Raw genomic sequence first — 21295 nt, forward strand, 5'->3', positions numbered from 1 at the left:
TTGGTTACTAGCTTCGCTAACCGGTTACTCCGGTAGCGCGTAGCCAATCACGTAATCGCCCATCTTAGTGCCGAAGGTGCCGTGGCCACCCGCCGTGACGACCACATACTGACGACCGTCTTCGCCGGTATAGGTCATCGGCGTGGCCTGGCCTCCTGCAGGCAGGCGCGCTTTATACAGCTCCTCGCCCGTGGTGATGTCGTAACCACGCAGATATTGATCCAGGGTGCCGCTCAAGAACGATACACCCCCCGCAGTAGTCAGCGGGCCGCCCAGCGCCGGAACACCGACGTTCAAGCCAATCGGCAGGCCGAAGGGCATGCTGTCGCGGGTGGTGCCATTGCGGTGTTTCCACACTACCTCGTTACTTTGCAGATCGATACCGGCCACACCGCCCCAGGAGGGCGCTTGGCAGGGCAGGCCGAGCACTGAAAGTAGCGGGCCAAGTTCGACGGCATAGGGTGCGCCTGCATTGGCTTGCAAGCCCTGTTCGCTGGCAGAGCCTTGGCCTTCTTCTACTTCATCACGCGGAATTAATGTCGAAACAAACGCCAAGTATTTAGCGCCGGTAAACAGCGCTTGGCGCTCAGGATCAACGGCCACTCCGCCCCAGTTCATTACGCCGACATTACCCGGATAAACAATGCTGCCTTCCAGCGAAGGCGGTGTGTACTGGCCTTCGTAGCGCAAAGAGTTGAATTGAATGCGGCACATCATCTGGTCAAACGGTGAGGCGCCCCACATGTCGCGTTCGTTGAGCGGCGGTGGCAGTAGGTTAAGCGCTGAACGCGGCTGCGTCTCGGCCGTCCAGTCGCCTTCCACGGCGCCCTGCGGTGCAGGCACCTCTTCAATGGGCACAATCGGCTCGCCGGTTTCCCTGTTCAGTACATACAGGCTGCCCTGCTTGGTCGGCTGAATAACTGCGGGCTGGGTGCCATCACTTGTAACCAGATCAATCAGCACCGGCTGTGCGGGGCTGTCCATATCCCACAGGTCGTGGTGAACAAATTGGTAAACCCACTCAACCTGACCATCGTCCAGGTTAAGGGCCACTAAGCCCGCGCTGTAAGCTTCATCATTCTCAGTGCGGTCAGCGCCATACTGGTCAGGCGTGGCGTTACCCATGGGCAGGTAAGCCATACCCAGCTCTTCATCAACGCTGATCGGTGCCCATACGTTAGGGGAGCCGCGGGTGTAGGTTTCCCCTTCGGGTAACGGGTCGGTGTCGTCAGGGTTGCCGCTATCCCAGTTCCATACCAGCTCGCCGGTATGCACATCAAAGGCACGAATCACGCCGGAGGGTTCGTCGATGGAGCTGTTATCGGTGACGTGTCCGCCCAGTATGACCAAATCTTCGGTCACCGTCGCAGGGGAGGTGGAGTAGTAACCGCCCGGTGAGAAATCGCCAATATTGTTGATAAGATCAATTTCGCCGTTATTACCAAAACTGGCACACCGCTCACCCGTATCCGCATTTAGCGCAATCAAGCGTGCATCCGCCGTGGGCAGGTAGAGCCTGCGTGGGCACATGACATCGGTCTCACTGAGCATGGGTAGCTGCGGGGCGCCATTTTCTTCTTCAACACCAAACAGCAGTGACAAGAAGGAGAGATCCAGGCTAAAAATATCGTTGTCATCGAAGATATCGAAAGAGAGCGCTGTCGCACTACTCGGCGCAGCGTCACTGTTAGCCGTTTCGTTATCAGGTGTGCTGTCAGTACCTGAGTAGCTGGCCGCATCGTAATAGGCGAGGCCACGGCAGGTCATGTGCGCCCAGCCAGAGAAGTCATCTGCACCCATGGTGCTGATTTCAGGGTCAAACGCCCACAGGGTTTCGCCGGTTTCAGGGGATAGCGCCATTGCCCGGCTATGCGACGTGCAGATATACAGGCTGTCATTCACTTTTAGCGGGGTATTCTGATTGGTGATCTCCGGGGGCGCATTGGGGCCCGCCTCATCACCGGTTTGGATGCGCCATACCTCTTCAAGCTCGCCAATGTTGTTCGGGGTGATCTGATCGAGTGAGGAGTAGTGGGTGCCCGCATTGGTGCCGCCATAAGCAGGCCAATCATCGCCTGCCACTTGGGCAGGGTTAACGCTATCGGCCGTCGATTGGCTGTTGTTTGCCAGCGATCCTTCGATAGTGCCGGGGTCGTTAAACTGGCTGGCAATGGCCACGATCGTAGCGGCAGCAATGCTGCCAACAAGCGCCAGGCTGCCGCCTTTAGAGTGCAGCGGCTTACGCCACCAGGGCAGGAGCAGCAAAATACCGATTAAGCAGAGGATGGCGACACGCGGGACTAGTTGCCACCAATCAAGGCCTACTTCCCACAGCGCCCACACTAAGGTAGCAAAAAGGATGAGTGCGTAGAGCCATAGTGCGGCGCCTTTACGCAGGACAAATAAAATGCCGCAAGCAATAATGCTAAGCCCGGCCATTAAGTAGTAGGCGCTGCCGCCCACGCTAAGCAGCTTGCCGCCTCCAACGGCCAGCGCCAAGCCAATAATAAGTAGTAGCAGGCCAACGGTTATCGCTGGCCATTTACCATGATCGCGCGTGCTTTCTTCCATGAGATGCCCCTGGTGAAACGTACTTAATACGTTAATGCATGGCGCTTAAGCCCTAAATTCAAGCAATAAGTGCCAAGCGACGAAACAGCAACGCGCTCTAACCCATCGGCGTCGCCGATGGGTTAGAGCACATCGTTATAATGAATGATTTTAATAATCAATTCGCTATTGGTCTAACGATTTGATGATTTTTCTGCGGCGGGCACCCCACCTCTGAACATCTTCATCTCGGTAGGAGGGAAGGGGCGGTAGGGTGAGGCAGTCAGTAAGCGTTATAGCTTGACCAGCATTTTACCGGTGTTTCCGCCGTCAAACAGGGCAAGGAACGCGTCGGGTGTGCTCTCCAGACCCTCTTTCACGGTTTCTTTGTAAACCAGCTTGCCTTCCGCTACTTGGGGGGCCACTTCGTTCAGGAAGTAGGGATAGCTAGACCAGTGGTCAGCCACAATAAAGCCCTGCATCTTGGCTTTGCGCACTACCAGCTGAGCGAGATTGCTCGGGCCGGGGGTGGGCTCTTTGGCATTGTAGCTGTCGATCATGCCGCATACCGCTATCCGCGCGCCTTCATTTAGCTGGCTCAATGCCGCTTCTAGGCAGATGCCGCCGACGTTTTCATAATACACATCAATGCCGTTGGGGCTGGCGAGTTTAATGGCGTCGCTTAACTCCTGTGCAGTGCGGTCGCGATAGCTAACCGGTTCAACGCCCAGTGACTCAAGCCAGGCCAGCTTATGCGCAGCGCCGGCAATACCGACCACATGGCAGCCCTTTGCTTTAGCGAGTTGTACCGCTAGAGAGCCAACCGCACCGCTGGCCGCGCTAACCAACACATTGTCACCCGGCTTGCATTCGGCAATCACGTTGAGGCCAGTCCAGGCGGTCATGCCTGGCATGCCCAGCACACCCAGATAGGCCTGCTCGGGAACATCGATATCGGGCAACGGCGTGACGCCTTGTGCAGGCAGTTGGGCAATATCCCGCCACCCGCCCATATGGCTGACTTTGGTGCCCACTTTTAAGCTTGAATCATTGGACTCAATCACCTCGCCAATGGCGCCGCCTTCCATCGGCTTGCCGAGTTCAAACGGTTCCACATAAGTACGAATGCCGCTCATGCGACCACGCATGTAAGGGTCGACGGAAAGCCAGTGATTACGAATGCGTACTTCACCCTCGGCTAGGTCGGGTAGGGTTTGTGTTTCCAGCTTGAACAGCGCACGGTCGGGCAGGCCGTTGGGGTAATCGGTAAGCGTATAAAATTGTGACTGCATTGATGTGCCTCCTGCGAATACTGAGCGTGTGTCGAACTCCTTGCAGCATAGAGACCATTAGCCTGCTTGCAAGTTCGTTAATATATTGAGCGCTAGGCACAAAAAGAAACAGGGCGGTCCATTGCTGGCCGCCCTGTCTGTTGGCTGTCTTGTACTAATGGTGTGCTTTGTGTGCTGTCGCATTGATTAGGCTAAGGGGTATCACACAACAATCAAGGATGTGTTATCCGTTAATCCAACAGCGTTACCATCACTGGAGCTGTACCGCGGCGGATCATGCCAAGCTTCGCTGCCGCGCGTTTAGATAAATCAATAATGCGTCCTTGAATGAAAGGGCCGCGGTCATTGATCAGTACTTCTACTGCTTGCCCCGTGTCAGGGCGTGTCACCAGCACCTTGGTGCCAAACGGCAAACTTGGGTGTGCGGCGGTCAATGCTTGTTGGTCAAATGCCTCTCCACTGGCAGTGGTCGCTCCTTGGAAGCGGTCACTGTAAAAGGAGGCGACGCCTTGCTGTGTTTCTGTTTCGTGTGCAAAAGCACTATTGGCAGCGCTGCTGACTACTATCACTGCCAAACAAATCGTTCGGATCAGTCGTTTTTGGGCTCCCATAGGAGTACCTCGGTTTTGCGTGTTGCGAATATCGCACTCTTGTTGAGGTGCCTGATAGGCTTGTCGATACTACCCTTGTAGCATCGAGTCAGCAACCTTTGAGAAGATCGATGCAAATAGGTTCAATTTCAAGAATTTTTAATCTCTACTGATGTGGCCTTGGGTTTCAGTGACTTATCGGCCCAGGCATGAAATGAATAGAGAAAGCGTTTTGTGCAATGCAGCGTTTTTCATGAAACGCTCACTTTAATTGAGTAAGCACCTTATAATCATGAATGCTTATTTACTTAATAATTGTCATCGCGACTCAACAAGGAACCATTCATGGCTAAATCTTCTTCGTTTGCGTTTGTATTAGTGGCGGTCGGTGGTGCAGCCGTAGGCTTTCTCTCCGCTCAAATTATTACCTTGCCGGGGCAAACCGTTGATGAAACGTCTGCCGAAAGCGCAGAGACAACTGATCAATCGACTGTTGCCGAGGCTATCGTTGGCCTTGAAAAGCTCACGCTTGATGAGCGCCTGCGTGGCGAAATAACCTCAGCCAGCGAACTGAACGGTAACGACGGTAGCCGCTTTATGCGCTATGCAATCACACTGGAAGAAGATGAGATTGTTGAGATTTCTCTCAACGGAGCCTTACAAGGTGTGGTGGCGCTTTATGATGATGAACTACAACTGCTCGATAATGCGGCCATCGTTCGTCACCGTATTGAGGAGAGTGGTGATTATGTAGTGGTGGTAAGCGGTGCTGACGCCCATAGCTATGGCCCGTTTACCGTTGTTAGTCGCACTGTGGAATTGACGGATGCCGACACTGTGGCTGTGGGTGAGCCAATCGACAGCTGGCTGCAAGGGGATGCCCGTGAAATTACCTTGAACATAGAAGAGGCGGGCCTCTATCAACTGGAAATGCGTTCTGACGACTTCGACGCTTACTTAGAGATTGAAGGGCCGAATGGTTACGCTCGTGAAGACGACGACAGTGCCGGTGATTTAGACGCGCGCATTGCCGATTTCCTCGAGCCCGGTGAGTACACTCTTACTGCACGCAGTGCCTACGATGACGGCAATGGCGTTTATACGCTTTCAGTAGAGCCTCATGAATTACCGGGTGATGGTGAGCTACGCAACGATGGGGCGCTCACTCCCGATGACTCCCTCAACGGCTGGTTCAGCGGTCAGGAGCTTAGCTACCAAGTAGAGGTAGACGAAGCCGGCATGTACCAAATTGATATGCGCTCCAGCGATGTCGATTCCTACTTAGTGCTTGAGGGGCCTAACGGTTACTACCGCGAAGATGATGACAGCGCTGGTAACCTGGATGCGAGCATCGCTGACTTTCTCGCCCCCGGTGAGTATCAGTTAACGGCACGCACTGCCTATGGCGAGGGCAGCGGCATGTTTACGCTCTCCATGGAACCGCGTGATATGCCAGATGTGGAGCTTCGTAATGAAGGCACACTTGTCCCGGGTGAAGCGCTCAACGGTTGGTATAGCGGTGAACCGCTGACGTATCAGTTGGAAGTAGAAGAGAGCTCGTTAGTGACATTGGAAATGCGCTCCGACGATTTTGATACCTATATCGAGATCAGTGGCCAAGGTTTTGTCGCCAGCGATGACGACGGCGCAGGCGGTACCGACTCACGGCTTCAAGAGCCGTTGCTGCCAGGCACTTACACGGTAAGCGCACGCGGCTTTAGCGCTACCGGTAGTGGTATGTTCGAACTAAGCTTTAACATGGAACCGACGGATATTGCTCCAGAACTTTAATTGTTAGTGCCAATCGATAATAACGCCCTTGTCGCTGTCAGCGGCAAGGGCGTTTACGTTTGGTTTGTGTTTGTTGATCGGCTCTTCGAAATAGAGGCTTTGTAATGCGTATTAACGGCCAGCTTTGAGGCAACCTACTACCACCAGCACTGCCGCGGCGGGTAAACGCCAGTCGAGCACGCTCATACCTGCCAATACCAGCAGTAGGGCAGCCAGAATCGGCACGCCATACGCCAAGCTGCCCACAAGGCTCGTGTGCCCCCAGCGCAATGCTTTATCCCACGCCACCATGGCTACTCCGTAAGGCCCTAAACCCAGTGAGATGCCCGCGAGTAACGCTTCACCGCTGGGGAGGGCGATAGTGCCTTCCAGTAGTAAGCTGGCGATCACGGCAATAGCGCAGGCAATGAGCAGTAGCCGCGGCAGTAGCGGCGTTAAAGCCACCGGCGCCGCTTGGCTTAACCATGAATAGATCGCCCAGCAGCAGGCAGCCAGCAGTGCTAGCGCGTAGCCCGTGGTGGCGCCCCCCAGCCCCACGCTGATGGCTTGAGGTACCAGCAGCAGTGCCGCACCTGAAAACGCTATAAGGGCGCCGACTACCCCCGCGATGCGCAGGCGGCCAAAACGGCTCCATTGGCTGAGCAGCACGAACAGCACGGGCCAGGTATAGGTAATGAGCGCCGCTTCGGCGGCGGGGGCTAGCCGCATGCCAATAAAATAGGTACTGACGGCGCCAAAGATGAGCAGTGGGATACCCACCCAAACGCTGAGTTGCCAACCCGCGCCGCAGGCAGCGACGTTTACGCGGCGGCTTAACGGTAGCGTCGCCAGTGATCCCGCTAACAGAGTCACGGCGGTAAGCTGCAGGGGCGGTGACGCTTTGGCAAGTTCAGCCAGCAGCGGTGCCGCACTCCAAAGCATCACGGCCACCAGCGCCGCACCAACACTGTACCAACGTGGGAATAACGCGGGGGAGTGAACGGGATGCATAGGAGATCTCCTTGATTTGAGCATATGCCGAGCAGCATACTCATCATCAAAGCATCACAATATCGATCTTTTGTGATCGGTTTCATCAAGCCTGGTGATATATGCGTGCGCCTACGTTAGACCTAACCCTGTTGCGTACCCTGGTGGCAATTGCGGACACCGGCAGTGTAACCGCAGCCGCTAAACGGTTGGCGTACACCCAGTCCACCGTGAGCATGCAACTGCAGCGATTAGAGGCGCAGCTATCGCTCACGCTGCATGAGCGGGAAGGGCGACGAATACGCTTTACCTCAGAAGGGGAACGCTTACTTAATCATGCCCGGCGACTATTAGCGCTTAACGATGAAGCATGGAGCGATATGCAGGCGCGACAGGTAACCGGGGATCTGATCCTCGGTATTCCTGAAGATTACGCCTCGCTGCTGCCTTCGGTATTCGCCTACTTTCATCAGCTCTACCCCGCCGTGGGGCTCAAGGTTATCTGTGGCACCAGTGCCCATCTCGTTGAGCAGGTTAAGGCCAAAGCATTGGATCTCGCCCTGGTGACTCGGCAGCGTAACTCGCCGGGCGGGGATGTAATTCGTCGGGAACCGCTGTTGTGGGCGGTCGGCATGAACCAGCAGCCTCTGCTAAGTGACCCGCTTCCACTGGCACTCTATTCACCGGGGGCAGACGTATTCCGTGAAGTAGCCGAGCAGGCTTTGCAATCAGCCGGACGCAGCTGGCGTGTGGCCTATACCAGCCAGTCCATGGCCGGACTGGCGCCGATTGTTACCGCTGGATTGGCCATTGTGGTGGTGACTCGCAGCATGCTAACGCCCGCGCTGAGGCCGCTGGACGAGAGCAGCGGGATGCCTGCGTTGCCGATGATTGAATTGGCGCTTCACCGCGCGCCTCATCGACCTTCGGAACCTGCGCGCCGTTTAGCTGAGCTAATACGCGAGCAGCTAGCAGCGCCCGAACAAGCACCATAAAGTGGCTTTTTAATCCAAGTAGAGCCTAAGTAATGCTTACCGTTGATGGTCATGAAATGCTTTAATCAGCGTAATGGCGCGTTACTGACTAGAATGAAAAACAAATGAATGGGTTGTTAGGAGCACTACATGCACGAACTGGATCGCTATATTTACCCGCATCGGGTGCTGCACTGGCTGGTGGCTGGGGCGGTGTTGCTCTCCTTGGCCAGCGGTTTAACGTTAGGTTTTTTGGGTTACGAGCGCACTGTCGCTTTAGTCGGCAATATGCTCACGAACTTGCTGTATACCAGCCACAAGACGTTGGGTGTGCTGATCCTGTTGTTAATGACACTACGTATTATTACCCGCCTGGCCTTTTTGGTGCCTGACCATGAACCGCCCTTAAATGCCTTTGAGCGGATTGTTAGCACTAGTGTCCACCATTTGCTCTACATAGCGCTGGTGATTATGCCCTTACTGGGTTGGGCCGCCACTGCAAGCGGCGGATTTCCAGTTGAGTTTTTCCATTGGCATTTGCCAGGCTTGATTGGCGAGCGTGAGCAGCTGTCTGAACAACTCTTTATGTGGCATGGGCGCCTGGGGTGGGTCATTTTAGGCTTGCTGGTACTGCACGTTGCTGGCGCTATATTCCATTGGAAAATCAAACGCGATAACGTTATGAAACGGATGAGTCTGTTTGAGTAACGGCCAATAAATCAGCAAAAGACTAGCTCGCCGAGCCGTAGCGATAGCACTCTGCTGCTTGGCGAAATTTGACAGCGTACATATGGCTATCGGCTTCTCGCAGTAAGCTCGCAAGGGTGGCGTCATCTGCACCCTGTGCAGTGCTTACCCCGATGCTCACGCTAACACTGACTCGCTCGCCGCAGGGGAGTTTGATCGGTGAGCGAATGGCCTCGTCGATACGGGTCTGTATATTCTCCAGGGTATCTTCGGGTTCGATATTTTCCATGATGATAATGAACTCATCGCCGCCAAAGCGAGCGCAGTGGTCACACGTACGCGCCAGGTGGGCGATACGTTTAGCTATTTGTTGTAATACAAAATCTCCTGCCTCATGGCCGTAGCAGTCGTTAATAGGTTTGAAGCGGTCAAGGTCGAGCATTAGTAACGCTAGACGCTGGCCATATTCACGATTACGCTCCAGAGCTTCTGCTGCGCAGCGCGCTAAGCCGTGGCGATTTAATAAACCGGTCAGCATATCGCAGTTGGCTAAATGCTCCAGCGCTTTAGTGCGGGCGGCGACTTTTTGTTCCAGTACGGCTTCCTGCTTTTTAAGCGCAGTTAACATATCGGCTTGAGCCCGTTCTTTCTGCCTTTTAAGTTTGTTGAACCGTGATGCCAGCGCAAACGAGAGCAGTAACATTTCTAGCGCAGAGCCAATTTGAATGCCATGTAGGGTAATAAAATTAGCCGGCAGTATGCCCAGGTTGCGCAGCGAAAAGACACCTGCACCTAGTAGGAATATCGACCACGCAAACACGAATAGTCGAGCGCTGGGTATGCGTCGCAAACTGCAGTAGCAGCCGCATATCAGGAGCAGTAAAGCCGCCATAAAACCCGTCACATCCATTATGTGAAGGGCAGTAGGAATGGGCAGCACTAACGAGGCAATGACGGCCAGCCAACAGTAATTGCGGAAGGTGTTTAATACTTGATGCCAGCGTGGGCAGTAAGTCTCTGTGTTAAGAAAACTCTGCGCAAACAGCGTGGCCATAGTAGATGCAAAGGTGAAACCAAGCGCCACTAAGCGGGACGTGTTTTCACCCAAAAAGCTCCAAAACATGAGCGTGCCAATGCCGTTAAACGCCAGGATGGCAAGCCCAAAGCCAGCGACAAATAGCGAGTAGTGAAGGAATACGCGCTCTTTGAAGCCAAAAAATAGCAGTAAATTATATAAGCCCATCGCCAACAGCATGCCAAAGTAAGTGGCCAGCCAAAAATTATGGCGATCATTCTGGGTATAAAATGCCTCTGGAGTTAATAAGTTATAGCTCAGCATCTTGCTGCCCGAGGCCGCCACGTGAGTATATAGCGTGACGGTTTCGTGGGCGGCCAGCTCAAGCGGAAAAACCGCCTGACGGTGAGCGAGCGCACGCTGTTCAACGGGTACTGCACTGCCGCTTTGCTGCACATCAAGACGCTGTTGGCGAAGCGTGTAAAGAGTAACGTAATCCAGGAACGGGTATTCAAATGCTACCATCCACCGCTGGGGTTCCTGCGAATCATTGCTCACCTTGGTTCGCAGCCATACGTCACCTCGGGTGTAGCCGAAATTTAAATCTTCGGCTTGGTGCGTTTGCTGAAATTTATCCTGTTGGTTGAGTAAATCGTTAATCGTTAAAGACTGTTCGTCGGCTAGCCAGAACTCGCTATAAGGCGCAAATGAATAACTCGCCTGGCTTGGCGATGCAGATAGAAGAGTGTTTGCCTGGGCCCACGGCGTACAATAAACCGCAAGCAGCAACATGACGCCGGTGTAAACACCCGCTAATAAACGTCGTGCATGCATAGGGTATCGCTTTTTTTGGTTTTTTTACCCCGATCACTGTTCCCAGGGTTCCCTTACCCGCCGGGGGCCGCTAGTTCGTAGACGTAGCGCTCATTCTGGCTTGCATGCCACTCCGCACGAAAGCAACTCAAATTTCCCTGTGCCTACGATAAGCCTCTTGAGTGTAGTCGGCTTTGGCAAAAAATTGCGTTTAAAACCCTCATGCTTAAGTCAGAACTTTGCTTAAATGTTTCGTAAGCTGTTGGATTATTTGGCCGCTGTGGCGCCAAAAATGCCAATAGAGAGGCACTGTCAAAAAATGGCCGGGAGCAACGCTAGCCAGTTGGCCACTGGCTATTAATTCTTCAACCTGTAGTTGCGGCATCATGCCGTACCCGATCCCTGCTGCGGCTAAGCGCACAAAGCCTTCTGAAGAGGGGCAGAGGTGGTAAGGAAAGTGGCCGTGGTAATCGCACTGAGCAAGGAAGCGATGCTGCAATTGATCGTGCGGGCCGAATACGATGGCTGGCGCACGCTGAAAGCTCTCCTCCGAAGGGCCTTCTGGAAAGTAGCGCTCGATATACGCCGGTGCCGCCAACGGGTGGTAGCGCATTTCTCCCAGTGCGACACAACGTGCCCCGGCAATTGGCTGCGGTGTAGCGCACAGGCATGCCGCTACATCACCATCACGCAAGCGCTTGAGCCCGACATCCTGGTCTTCAATCACCAGATCCAGCAGCACACCCTCCTGCTGGCAGATAGTCGCGATAGCCTCGGCCCACCAGGTGACCAAACTATCTGCATTGATGGCGATACGCAGGCGCGGTGCCTGGTCATCCAGCGTGGGTAGGGAGCCGCGCAGGTCGCGCTCTAATAGCTGTACTTGCTGGTAGTGGGTCAATAGCCGTTGGCCGGCAGGAGTGGGGGCTAGGTGAGGGTGGCGTATAAGCACTGGCTGGCCAAGGCGCACTTCCAGCGCTTTGATGCGCTGGGAGACAGCCGACTGCGAAAGCCCCAGTACATCGCCTGCGCGCTCAAAGCCGTCGCATTCCACTACGGTCGCTAAAGCGTGAAGCAATTTGTAATCCAACATGGCGGTGTTCCAAGGCAGCAAAAAGTGACATAAAGCAAAAAAATGACGACTAAACGGAGTAACGTCCTTTATTTGGGATTAAATAGGATTGAATCTCATAGGCTAATGAATTACATTTCATTGATGGCTAGAGCACCCAATCCACAGCGGTTGCCTAGCACTTTATGTGAGTAATTTCTGTTACGCCACAGCCTAAAGGACACTGTAATGCCCGCCATCATGCTCCGTCGCCCTCTTGCTGGCATCGTTGCGCTTAGCGCGTTGATGCCTTTTACCGCTGTTGCAGACGACACTGCTGCAGACGTCACCGTTAGCGCTGACGCAGTGGTGCACCACTACGCTGACTTGGCTCATGCCAATTACGCCGATGCACTGAATGCTGCCCAGATATTAAACGAGCGCATCGACGAATTGCTCGCCAATCCCACGGACGACACCCTGAGCGCAGCCAAGCAAGCCTGGCTGCAGGCGCGGGTGCCTTATCAGCAGAGCGAAGTATTTCGTTTCGGTAATGCGGTGGTGGATAACTGGGAAGGTCAGCTAAATGCCTGGCCCCTGGATGAAGGCATGATTGATTATGTCGAAGGCGATGACTACCAGCATGAGCTGGGTAATGAAGGCGCCACCGCAAATATCATTGCCAATGAGCAAATTACCGTCGGCGGCGAAACTCTCGACGTTAGCGAGATTACTCCAGAACTCCTCGCCGAGCTGAATGAAATTGGAGGCTCGGAGGCTAACGTCGCCAGCGGCTACCACGCTATAGAATTTCTGCTCTGGGGGCAGGATCTGCATGGTTTTGAGCTAGGCAACGGCGAACGACCGGTGAGTGATTACCAAACTGGCGACGACTGCACCCATGGCAACTGTGATCGCCGCCGTAGCTATCTGGATGCAGTCTCCGACCTGCTCGTTGACGACCTTGAGTGGATGGTGGCCCAGTGGGCGCCGGAAACCGAGGGTAACTATCGCCAGGAACTGATGGCGGAAAGCGATCAGGAAGGCCTGCGCCGCATGCTGTTCGGTATGGGCTCGCTCTCCCTGGGCGAGCTGGCCGGTGAGCGCCTAAAAGTCGCCCTTGAAGCCAACTCTTTTGAGGATGAGCACGACTGCTTTAGTGACAATACCCACAACTCCCACTACTACAACGGCCAGGGTGTTCAGAATATTTACACCGGCAGCTATCAGCGCCTTGATGGCAGCGTGGTAGAGGGGCCTTCACTGAAGGCGTTATTAGCTGAGAAAGATAGCGAGCTGGCCGATACACTTGCTCAACAGCTCGAAGCCACAATGGCTCGCCTTGACGCTATCAAGCAGGCGGCAGAGGCCGAGAATTCGCCGATGGCATTCGATATGATGATTGCGCCGGGTAACGAGCAGGGCAGTGAATTGATCAACGAAGCGATTCTTACCCTGGTGGCACAAACTGGGTCTATCGAACAAGCCGCAGGAGAACTCGGCGTGACTTCCCTGCAGCCTGATGATGCCGGTCACCGGTTCTAGACGGGGCTAGCGTCTACTATGAGCCGCCGATAGTGTTGCTATCGCGCGGCTCTGTTGGTTTTTGTTGAATGGCTTTGTATTCAGTATCACCCTTCTCAAGGTATTACCATGTACCGCTTACCCCGGTTTATCGTCCTAGCCAAGTGGGTGCCCAGCACCTTAGCCCAAAGCAGTTGCTTACTGTTTCTCCTGGCGGCGCCCTTGCAGGCAGCCGAATCATCTACCCAAGATGACCCCATTCAGTTGACGCCTATACAGACCTCACCCATGAGTGGCGGGAATGGCTCGGTGGAGCAGTTTGACCACAACGCCTATTCGCTGCCGCTGGGGAATATGTCGATGACCAAGCGGCTGGATTTCAGCGTTGGCAACAGCTTCTTTCGCAACCCTTGGGTGGCGGCGCCCGCCAGCACCGAGGCCCGGGATGGCCTGGGGCCACTGCTCAATACCAATAGCTGCCAGGGTTGCCACCTCAAAGATGGTCGGGGGCACCCACCCACTGGCGACGAAAATCCCATCGCGCTGTTTTTGCGCCTCTCGCTACCCGCTAGCCAAGCGGATTCAGAAACACTGGAGCAGCGGGGCGCGCTTCCGGTACCTAACTACGGCTTGCAACTACAAACCGCGGCAATTAGCGGTGCCAAGCCCGAAGCCAAACTAGTGATTGAGTACCGCCCTCGGGAAGTGAGCGTCACCGATGGCTCCAGCGTCACCTTGCAGGAGCCGATCTACTCGATTGCCGAGCCCGCCTACGGAGAGCTGCCCGAGTCGCTGCAAACCTCACCGCGGCTGGCGCCGCCCATGATCGGCTTGGGCCTGCTTGAAGCGATCCCCGAAGCCGACCTGATGGCGGCCGCCGACCCTGACGACACCGATGGTGACGGTATTTCCGGTCGCGCCAACCGCGTTTGGGATGCGCGCAGTGGTACTACGGTCATGGGGCGCTTCGGCTGGAAAGCGGGCGAGCCCAGCATCGAGCAACAAGGCCTGCACGCTTTCGCTGGGGATATGGGGTTGACCTCCAGCTTGGTGCCACATACCGATTGTATGGAGAGCCAGGGTTGCGATGCTTTTCCCAACGGTGGCACGCCTGAAGTCAGCGATGACGTGGCCGACTTCGTTACCTTTTACGCCTCTAGCCTTGCGGTGCCGATGCGCCGCCATATGGATGACCCGGCGGTGAAGCAGGGCGCTGAGAGATTTAACGCGCTGGGCTGCGCGAGCTGCCATACGCCGCGCCATCGCACCGACGCGAACGCCGCCCGTCCAGCGCTGGCTGGACAGGAAATATGGCCCTATAGTGATCTGCTGCTTCATGACCTGGGCGAGGCCCTGGCCGATCACCGCAGCGAGTTCCAGGCCGATGGCCGCGAATGGCGCACGCCGCCCCTATGGGGTATCGGCTTGGCGCAAACGGTGAATCCTCGGGCTGGCTTTCTCCACGATGGTCGCGCTCGTACCCTGGAAGAGGCGATACTTTGGCACGGTGGCGAGGCAGAAAGCGCTACCCAGGGCTATCGAGCATTGCCTGCTGATCAGCGAGCGGAGCTTATCCGTTTCCTAGAGTCTCTGTAAGTCTTTGCTTTTAAGGAGTTAATGTGATCGCTTCCCTTCGCCGATTGAGTTTGTTGGCCTGTACATTACTGGCCGCGCCGCTCTCCTTTGGCACGGACACTCCCACGCCCCGGGAAATGTGGCATGGCGCGGTGGAATTGCAGTATGCCGAATTGAACACTGCCTCTGAGCGTTTGGAAACCACTGCCGCGCGCTTTTGTCAGGGCTCTGATGAGGCGCTCAGGCTGCGCCTGGAAAATGACTGGCTGAGCGCCTATCAAGCCTGGCAGGCGGTGCGCTTTATCCAGTTTGGCCCCATTGAGCAGAACAGCCGAGGCTGGCAGCTGCAGTTCTGGCCGGACCGCAAAAATCTGGTGGGTAGCAAGGTGCGCGGCTGGTTGAAGGCAGACGAAGCCCCGGATGCCCAAGATATTGCCAATGACAGCGTGGCGATCCAAGGCTTTCCCGCCCTTGAATACTTGCTTTATGACGACGCCATGGACGAGCAGGCCCAGAGCGATCCTAGGGCCTGCTCGCTGATGCAAGCCATCACCACACATCTTGCAGATACCACGAGTGCTCTACATCGTGACTGGCAGGCATTTGGTGAGCATTATCTTGATACGGTTGATTACACAGAGACCACGCTGGCGAGTGCCATTCAGGCCCTCGAAATACTCGAAGATAAACGGCTCGGCGAACCGATGGGTCTCAAAGGCGCACCCGCCAACGGCTACTTGGCGGAAGCCTGGCGAAGCGGGCAAACGGTTCGATTGGTAGAGAGTAGCTTGGAGGGCCTACGCACAGGCTTCTTACCGGGGCTCACCGCACTGTTGCGCGAGGCCGATGCGCTGCCGCTCGCCGAGGCGTTTCGTGACCAGTTGGATAAGACGCTCGCTCAGGCTAGCGAACAGCCGACGGGCTTGGTGCCCTCCCTTGAAGACGAAGAGGCATTTCGTGGTTTGCAGTCGCTCTACCTCGACGTCAGCCAGCTACGCCATCTGCTGGGTAACGAGATCGCTGGCGAACTCGGCTTGGTCCGCGGTTTTAACTCCAGCGATGGGGATTGAGCCATGCATCGACGGCAGGTACTTAAAGCAGGATTGGGCAGCGTCGCTATGATGCTGACCCCGTTGAGCTGGGCACTGCCCGCGCGGGAGGAAGCCGCTTGGCTGTTCAGCGCAGTGGACGACCCCAGTGGAGGGCATTACATCGCCGGGGTAGCGCTGGATGGTCAGACCCGCTTTATGATCGAGGTGCCCGAGCGCTGCCACGGCGGCTGTTTACGGCCAGATTCACGCCAAGCGGTACTTTTTGCTCGTCGCCCTGGCACGCGGATGCATGTGATCGATGGCGACAGCCGTCAATTAGTCCATTCCATTGCGGCCGGGGAGGGTTATCACTTTTACGGGCATGGCGTGTTCGACCTGAACGGGCGCTACCTGTATGTCACCGCTAATCGCCTGGAGGACAGCGCCGGGCTGGTTCGGGTATACGACGCTAACAGCAACTACGCCCATGTGCGCGATATGCCGCTGGACGGTATTGGCCCCCATGAGCTTCGGCTGATGCCGGATGGCGACACTCTGGTCATCGGCCTGGGCGGCATTCAGACCCATCCTGACTACGGTCGGGTAAAGCTCAACCTGGACACCATGGCACCGGCGCTGGTGCTCATGGATCGCCACAACGGCGAGATAATGGCCCGCCACACGCCTTCGCACCACCAGCTTAGCTGCCGTCATCTGGATGTAGCGGAGGACGGTACAGTGATCGCTGGCTACCAGTTTGAAGGCCCAGAGTGGGAAACCCACCCGCTGATCTGCCGTCTGGATGCTACCGGGCACTTCTCAGAAATAGTGCTGGCCGAGGAGGTAACCGCCAGCCTGAAACACTACACCGCCAGCGTCGCGTTTAGCCGTATCTCGGCCTATGTGTTGGTTACCGCTCCCCGCGGCAACCAAGTGCTGTTGCTGGATGCCGCGCAAGGCAACCTTGTTGCCAGCTTGGAGCTACCCGATGCTGCAGGCGCCCGCTGCGACGGCAACGGTGGCTTTCTGGTCTCCTCCGGCCAGGGTGGGCTCTACCGAGTAACGTCTGGTTCGGCAACGCCGGAGCTGCTCGCTAGCCTGGACCTTCGCTGGGATAATCATCTGACATAGTCGCTAGGAATTGAATGGTGCCTTCTTGGTGAGTGTCGCTGCTGGTAGACTTCAGCGCTCTTTACAGGAAGGCAAGGAGCCTCATGGAACTGCTGCGCTTAGTATTTCATCACTACCGCTGGCCCTTTTTAGGCGCCATTGCTTTGAGCCTATTGAGCGCTGGTTTAGGGGTCGGAGTGATTGCGTTCATCAATCAGCGGCTTATCGAAGTGGGCAGTATGGCGGCGCTGCCGCAATTTCTCGGCCTGCTGGCGGTGCTACTGGCGGTCACACTCAGTACGCAACTTGCGCTGACGGTGCTGGGGCACCACTTTGTGTTTGATCTACGCTCGCGGCTGGTGAAGCGGATTCTCGACACCGATATTGAGCGCTTGGAGCAGTTGGGTAACGCTACCTTGCTGGCCAGTTTGTCCAGCGATGTGCGTAACATCACTATTGGCTTTGTGCGTCTGCCGGAGCTAATTCAGGGCGTGGTGCTAACGCTCGCCTCGGTGGCCTATTTGGCATGGCTCTCGCCGCAAATGGTGGTGATCACGGTGCTGTGGATCGCGTTCACCATGGGCGTGGGTTGGGTGCTTGTGTCGCGGGTGTATCGCCATTTTCGCCTCGTGCGTGAAAGCGAAGACAGTCTGTATAAAGATTTCCAGGCGGCCATTGAAGGGCGCAAAGAGCTGGCGCTAAACCGCGACCGTGCCCGGCGCTTTTATGATGAGCGCTATACCGCCAATGCCCGCGACTACCGTCACCACATTATTCGCGCCGATACCTACCACTTAAGCGCTAACAACTGGTCGAACATTATGATGTTGGGCGCCATCGGGGTGGTGTTTTTCCTCTCTAATGGGTTGGGCTGGGCGAATACCACGGTGGCCTCCACCTTTGCGCTGACGCTGCTGTTTCTGCGCACGCCGCTGATCCAGGCGGTAGGCGCTTGGCCGACTTTGATCAGCGCTCAAGTGGCCTTTGATAAATTGAGCAGCTTGGAGCTCGCCGAGTACCAGCCAAGCTTTGCCGTCGACGATACCCTGGCCGATTGGCAGCGTCTTGAGCTTGAGGACGTCACCTACCACTACCCGGACACTGCCCAGGGCGAGGGCTTCCAGGTGGGGCCTCTTAATATGACCCTAGAGCGCGGTGAGCAGGTGTTTCTGATCGGCGGCAACGGCAGCGGTAAGTCGACTCTGGCAAGGCTGCTCTCGGGGTTATACCGCCCGCAAAGCGGCACTATTAAGATTGACGGGCAGGTGGTCACTGCTGCTCAGTGGGAAGCGTTTCGCGCTCGCTTTGCCAGCGTGTTTACCGATTTCCATCAGTTTGATCAGACCATGGGCCCTGAAGGCCTGCCTGCTGACCCGCTGGTCGTTGATACCTGGCTTGAGCGACTGCAGATGCAGCATAAATTGCAGTGGGAGGGTGATCGTGTCATCAACACCCAGCTCTCCCAGGGGCAGCGTAAGCGTCTGGCACTGCTACTAGCGATTGCCGAAAAACGCGATATTTTGCTCCTCGACGAGTGGGCGGCGGATCAAGACCCCCAGTTCCGCCGGCTGTTCTACCGCGAGCTGTTACCGCACTTGAAAGCCATGGGTAAAACCGTGTTTGCTATCAGCCATGACGACAGCTACTTCGTCCACGCTGATCGGTTGCTGGAGATGTCGAAGGGACAGCTAAGCGAGCTGAAAGGCGAGCAGCGTGCGCGGGCAAGCGAAGATGCTGTTGCGCAAATTAATATCTAACCGCTTTAACGGGCGGCCTGTTTGGCGCGCTTTCGCGCTTCCAGGTCGCAGCCCTCTAGCGGGCAGGTGCCGCAGGTATCAAACTCATCCAGTAAATAGCGCAGGCAGCAAAGCTTGCGTACCCGCTTAACTTCCTCATTACCCTTGGGCGTAAAGTAACGCACCGGCTGAAACAGCGGGTTGCGCTTGCCGTTGGGCAGGTTGCGGGCTTCCAGCAACGCCTTGGCGGCCTCAAACGCCTGCCGATTAGCAAGCGGGTGCTCGCCTAGTGCGTTGACGTAAAAGTCCAGGTAGCCACCGGCATTGCTCCAGAACACCCGCTGTGCAGCGCCGGAGATAGCCGCTAATTGCTCAATCAACGGTGCCCAGTGCTGCTCAATCAGGGTAGCAAAACGCTCAAACGGATCTTGAGTGGTTATCGGCGTGCCTTCGTGGGGCAACCACAGCCGCGAGGTGGCGCCCTTATCGTTAAAGATAACCTGCATGTCGTCCAGCCCCACCGGCAGGTCACGATTAAGCAGCAGGTTGGCTGTCAGCGTGGGAACGGTTAGCGCACTTAAGTGCCATTTCGACCAGATCGATACCACTGCCCGCTGGTCTCCGCCTGGGTACTCTTCTACGAAACGGGAGAGATCCTCCCTGAGCCAATCGGCATTCCGCCAACGGGCTGTTTTGAAGGCTTCCAGCGGTGGCGTTCCACCTATTAACGGCGGCGTAAAGTTCGCCAACGGTCCGGTGTAGCAGGAAGCTAACGAAGGCTCGAACAGTTGTGGCTGGCGCAGAGCAGAGGGCATCGCGGGGCTCCATCACAGGGCTTTAACACAAGGTTTTGACACAGCACACAAGGAAAATATGGCATTCAGCTTAATCGATAATGCGTATCAGTTGAAGTATTTGATTGCGAATGAGTGCTTTTAAAAGTGTCAGGCCTTGGAGAATAGCGTTATTGCGCCACGGCGATATTGTGCTCTCCATTGGGGTGCTTCATGACCTGCATCGGTAAGCCATAAATAGCCTCTAAGGTGCTGCCGCACATCAAATTATCCGGACTGCCATGGGCCAACAAGCGACCGCTGTGCAGCGCCATTAGCTCATCGCAGTAACGCGAGGCCATGTTGATATCGTGGAGTACGATAATGACACCAAGATTTAGCTCATCGCAGAGCTTGCGAATCAGCGCCAGCACTTCAATTTGGTGGGCAATATCCAACGCCGCTAGAGGCTCATCCAGCAGCAGGAAGCGGCTGCCCTGGGCGAGTAGCATCGCCAGCCATACCCTTTGGCGTTCACCACCAGAGAGCGTATCGACCAAGCGGTCGGCAAAGGCTTCGGTGTGGGTTAACGCAATGGCACGCTCTACAGCATCTTTATCTTTTTGGGTGTGGCGCCCCAGCAGCCCATGCCAGGGGTAGCGTCCAAAGGCGACTAGCTCACGCCCGGTAAGACTTTCTGCACTGGGTAAATGCTGGGGCAGGTAAGCCACCTGACGGGCGAACTCGCGATTTCCCCAGTCACTCAGAGGGCGCTGATCAAAGTGAATTTCACCTTGGCTTACCGGCTGCTGCTGGGCCATTAGCTTGATCAGCGTCGACTTGCCTGAGCCGTTATGGCCAATCAGACCGTAAACCTTGCCCTCATGAAAGCTGTGGTCAATGGGATTTAAAATCGGCTTGCCATTGATTTCAAAGGTAGCGCCTTTGACCTCGAACATGAATGACTCCTGGCGATAGGGTTAATGATAATGCCTCCATTCTAGTGCTAATGGTTCTCATTTTTAACAAAAAAAGTAAAAGATTTTATACTTTAGATGGCAAGCACAGTATTGAAATAGTTTTGCTAATTTTAATTTATATAACGCTGATTAATTTGTGCTTGAAAGGCTTGCTTTTGACATTTCGCTATTGAGATAAATCAACAAGCATATCGTTATAAAAAGTGGGTTAGTTTTCACCGGTTGACTTACCTTGGCTTAACGCAAATAATAATTATTGCCATTTATTCCGTGGTGTTAATCAAGGCAGGAGGCCGAGCTGTGGATACCCAGACCTGGAGCGCTGAGTTAGAAGACATCTTCGTTAATCAGCGGCCCCGGCTCTGTTGTGTCGCTGCAAGAGTCTTGGGCAATGCTGATCAAGCCGATGATGTCGTGCAGGACGCCTATCTAAAAATTTCGGAAGCAACCACGCTTTTTGAGATAAAACAGCCCATATCCTACGTGTCACGGGTGGTGCGCAATCTCGCCATTGACCGCTGCCGCCGTTCCGCGTTTGAGTCAGCGCTGTTTGCAAAAGCAGAGGAGGGGGATAACGCCTCTTGTGCGTCACACTCACCTGAGGTGATTGCCATTGATCGCCAGGCATTGGCCCAGGTGGTCGAATCGTTGAACGAACTGCCAGAGCGTACGCGACGCGCCTTTGAACTTTATCGTTCGGGAAACCATACCCAGCGGGAAGTGGCGTTACAGCTAGGTGTTTCTACCACGTCAGTTAACTTTATGATTCGCGATGCACTGACTCATTGCCGCCAGTCACTGCATGGTCAGACGTTGCCTAATCGGTAAGCCCAC

The 21295-nt window shown here is 55.4% G+C and carries 17 protein-coding genes; 9 read left to right on the forward strand and 8 right to left on the reverse strand.

Going from position 1 to position 21295, the window contains the following annotated elements; translation table 11 throughout:
• Window positions 1-24: 24 nt before the first annotated feature.
• The 3 genes from QEN58_RS04095 to QEN58_RS04105 form a co-directional block, all read right to left on the reverse strand.
• On the reverse strand, window positions 25-2571 hold the full coding sequence (locus QEN58_RS04095; protein ID WP_280105884.1) for a glucose/quinate/shikimate family membrane-bound PQQ-dependent dehydrogenase: 2547 nt from the start codon (window positions 2569-2571) through the stop codon (window positions 25-27).
• Window positions 2572-2843: 272 nt separating this feature from the next.
• The gene (locus QEN58_RS04100) at window positions 2844-3842 is read right to left on the reverse strand and encodes an NADP-dependent oxidoreductase (protein WP_280105885.1); all 999 of its coding nucleotides are present in this window, start codon (window positions 3840-3842) and stop codon (window positions 2844-2846) included.
• A 230-nt stretch (window positions 3843-4072) separates the two neighbouring features.
• Window positions 4073-4453, reverse strand: a complete 381-nt coding sequence (locus tag QEN58_RS04105; RefSeq protein WP_280105886.1) for a septal ring lytic transglycosylase RlpA family protein — start codon at window positions 4451-4453, stop codon at window positions 4073-4075.
• Window positions 4454-4777: 324 nt separating this feature from the next.
• On the opposite strand from QEN58_RS04105, the gene QEN58_RS04110 reads away from it, so the two are divergent.
• On the forward strand, window positions 4778-6223 hold the full coding sequence (locus tag QEN58_RS04110) for a hypothetical protein (RefSeq protein ID WP_280105887.1): 1446 nt from the start codon (window positions 4778-4780) through the stop codon (window positions 6221-6223).
• 111 nt (window positions 6224-6334) lie between these two features.
• Here the strand turns inward: QEN58_RS04110 and QEN58_RS04115 are convergent, their stop codons facing one another.
• Window positions 6335-7213: a DMT family transporter gene (locus QEN58_RS04115; RefSeq protein ID WP_280105888.1), complete on the reverse strand. Its 879-nt coding sequence runs from the start codon at window positions 7211-7213 to the stop codon at window positions 6335-6337.
• 101 nt (window positions 7214-7314) lie between these two features.
• On the opposite strand from QEN58_RS04115, the gene QEN58_RS04120 reads away from it, so the two are divergent.
• Both QEN58_RS04120 and QEN58_RS04125 read left to right on the forward strand, forming a co-directional pair.
• Complete coding sequence (locus QEN58_RS04120) at window positions 7315-8187, forward strand: LysR substrate-binding domain-containing protein (protein WP_280105889.1); 873 nt, start codon at window positions 7315-7317, stop codon at window positions 8185-8187.
• Window positions 8188-8316: 129 nt separating this feature from the next.
• On the forward strand, window positions 8317-8874 hold the full coding sequence (locus QEN58_RS04125) for a cytochrome b (RefSeq protein ID WP_280105890.1): 558 nt from the start codon (window positions 8317-8319) through the stop codon (window positions 8872-8874).
• 22 nt (window positions 8875-8896) lie between these two features.
• On the opposite strand, the gene QEN58_RS04130 is transcribed toward QEN58_RS04125, so the two are convergent.
• The gene (locus QEN58_RS04130) at window positions 8897-10702 is read right to left on the reverse strand and encodes a sensor domain-containing diguanylate cyclase (RefSeq protein ID WP_280105891.1); all 1806 of its coding nucleotides are present in this window, start codon (window positions 10700-10702) and stop codon (window positions 8897-8899) included.
• Between the two features lie 205 nt (window positions 10703-10907).
• Window positions 10908-11774, reverse strand: a complete 867-nt coding sequence (locus QEN58_RS04135) for a LysR family transcriptional regulator ArgP (RefSeq protein ID WP_280105892.1) — start codon at window positions 11772-11774, stop codon at window positions 10908-10910.
• A gap of 207 nt (window positions 11775-11981) precedes the next feature.
• Here QEN58_RS04135 and QEN58_RS04140 point away from each other — a divergent pair, with 207 nt between their 5' ends.
• The 5 genes from QEN58_RS04140 (at window position 11982) to QEN58_RS04160 (ending at window position 18729) form a co-directional block, all read left to right on the forward strand.
• Window positions 11982-13277, forward strand: coding sequence for an imelysin family protein (locus QEN58_RS04140; protein WP_280105893.1), 1296 nt, complete (start codon window positions 11982-11984; stop codon window positions 13275-13277).
• Between the two features lie 108 nt (window positions 13278-13385).
• The gene (locus tag QEN58_RS04145; RefSeq protein ID WP_280105894.1) at window positions 13386-14852 is read left to right on the forward strand and encodes a di-heme oxidoreductase family protein; all 1467 of its coding nucleotides are present in this window, start codon (window positions 13386-13388) and stop codon (window positions 14850-14852) included.
• A gap of 23 nt (window positions 14853-14875) precedes the next feature.
• On the forward strand, window positions 14876-15901 hold the full coding sequence (locus QEN58_RS04150; RefSeq protein ID WP_280105895.1) for an imelysin family protein: 1026 nt from the start codon (window positions 14876-14878) through the stop codon (window positions 15899-15901).
• 3 nt (window positions 15902-15904) lie between these two features.
• Complete coding sequence (locus QEN58_RS04155; protein WP_280105896.1) at window positions 15905-16993, forward strand: DUF1513 domain-containing protein; 1089 nt, start codon at window positions 15905-15907, stop codon at window positions 16991-16993.
• A gap of 83 nt (window positions 16994-17076) precedes the next feature.
• Window positions 17077-18729, forward strand: coding sequence for a multidrug ABC transporter permease/ATP-binding protein (locus QEN58_RS04160; protein ID WP_280105897.1), 1653 nt, complete (start codon window positions 17077-17079; stop codon window positions 18727-18729).
• A 5-nt stretch (window positions 18730-18734) separates the two neighbouring features.
• Here QEN58_RS04160 and fhuF read toward each other — a convergent pair whose 3' ends face one another.
• Window positions 18735-19523: a siderophore-iron reductase FhuF gene (fhuF, locus tag QEN58_RS04165; RefSeq protein WP_280105898.1), complete on the reverse strand. Its 789-nt coding sequence runs from the start codon at window positions 19521-19523 to the stop codon at window positions 18735-18737.
• Between the two features lie 149 nt (window positions 19524-19672).
• Window positions 19673-20440 carry an ATP-binding cassette domain-containing protein gene (locus tag QEN58_RS04170; protein WP_280105899.1) on the reverse strand — a complete coding sequence of 256 codons (768 nt, stop codon included), beginning with the start codon at window positions 20438-20440 and terminating at the stop codon, window positions 19673-19675.
• A gap of 321 nt (window positions 20441-20761) precedes the next feature.
• Here QEN58_RS04170 and QEN58_RS04175 point away from each other — a divergent pair, with 321 nt between their 5' ends.
• Window positions 20762-21289, forward strand: a complete 528-nt coding sequence (locus QEN58_RS04175) for an RNA polymerase factor sigma-70 (RefSeq protein ID WP_280105900.1) — start codon at window positions 20762-20764, stop codon at window positions 21287-21289.
• Window positions 21290-21295 lie beyond the last annotated feature (6 nt).

It is taken from the genome of Halomonas alkaliantarctica (assembly GCF_029854215.1).
GTDB classification, from domain to species: Bacteria; Pseudomonadota; Gammaproteobacteria; order Pseudomonadales; family Halomonadaceae; genus Vreelandella; species Vreelandella alkaliantarctica_A.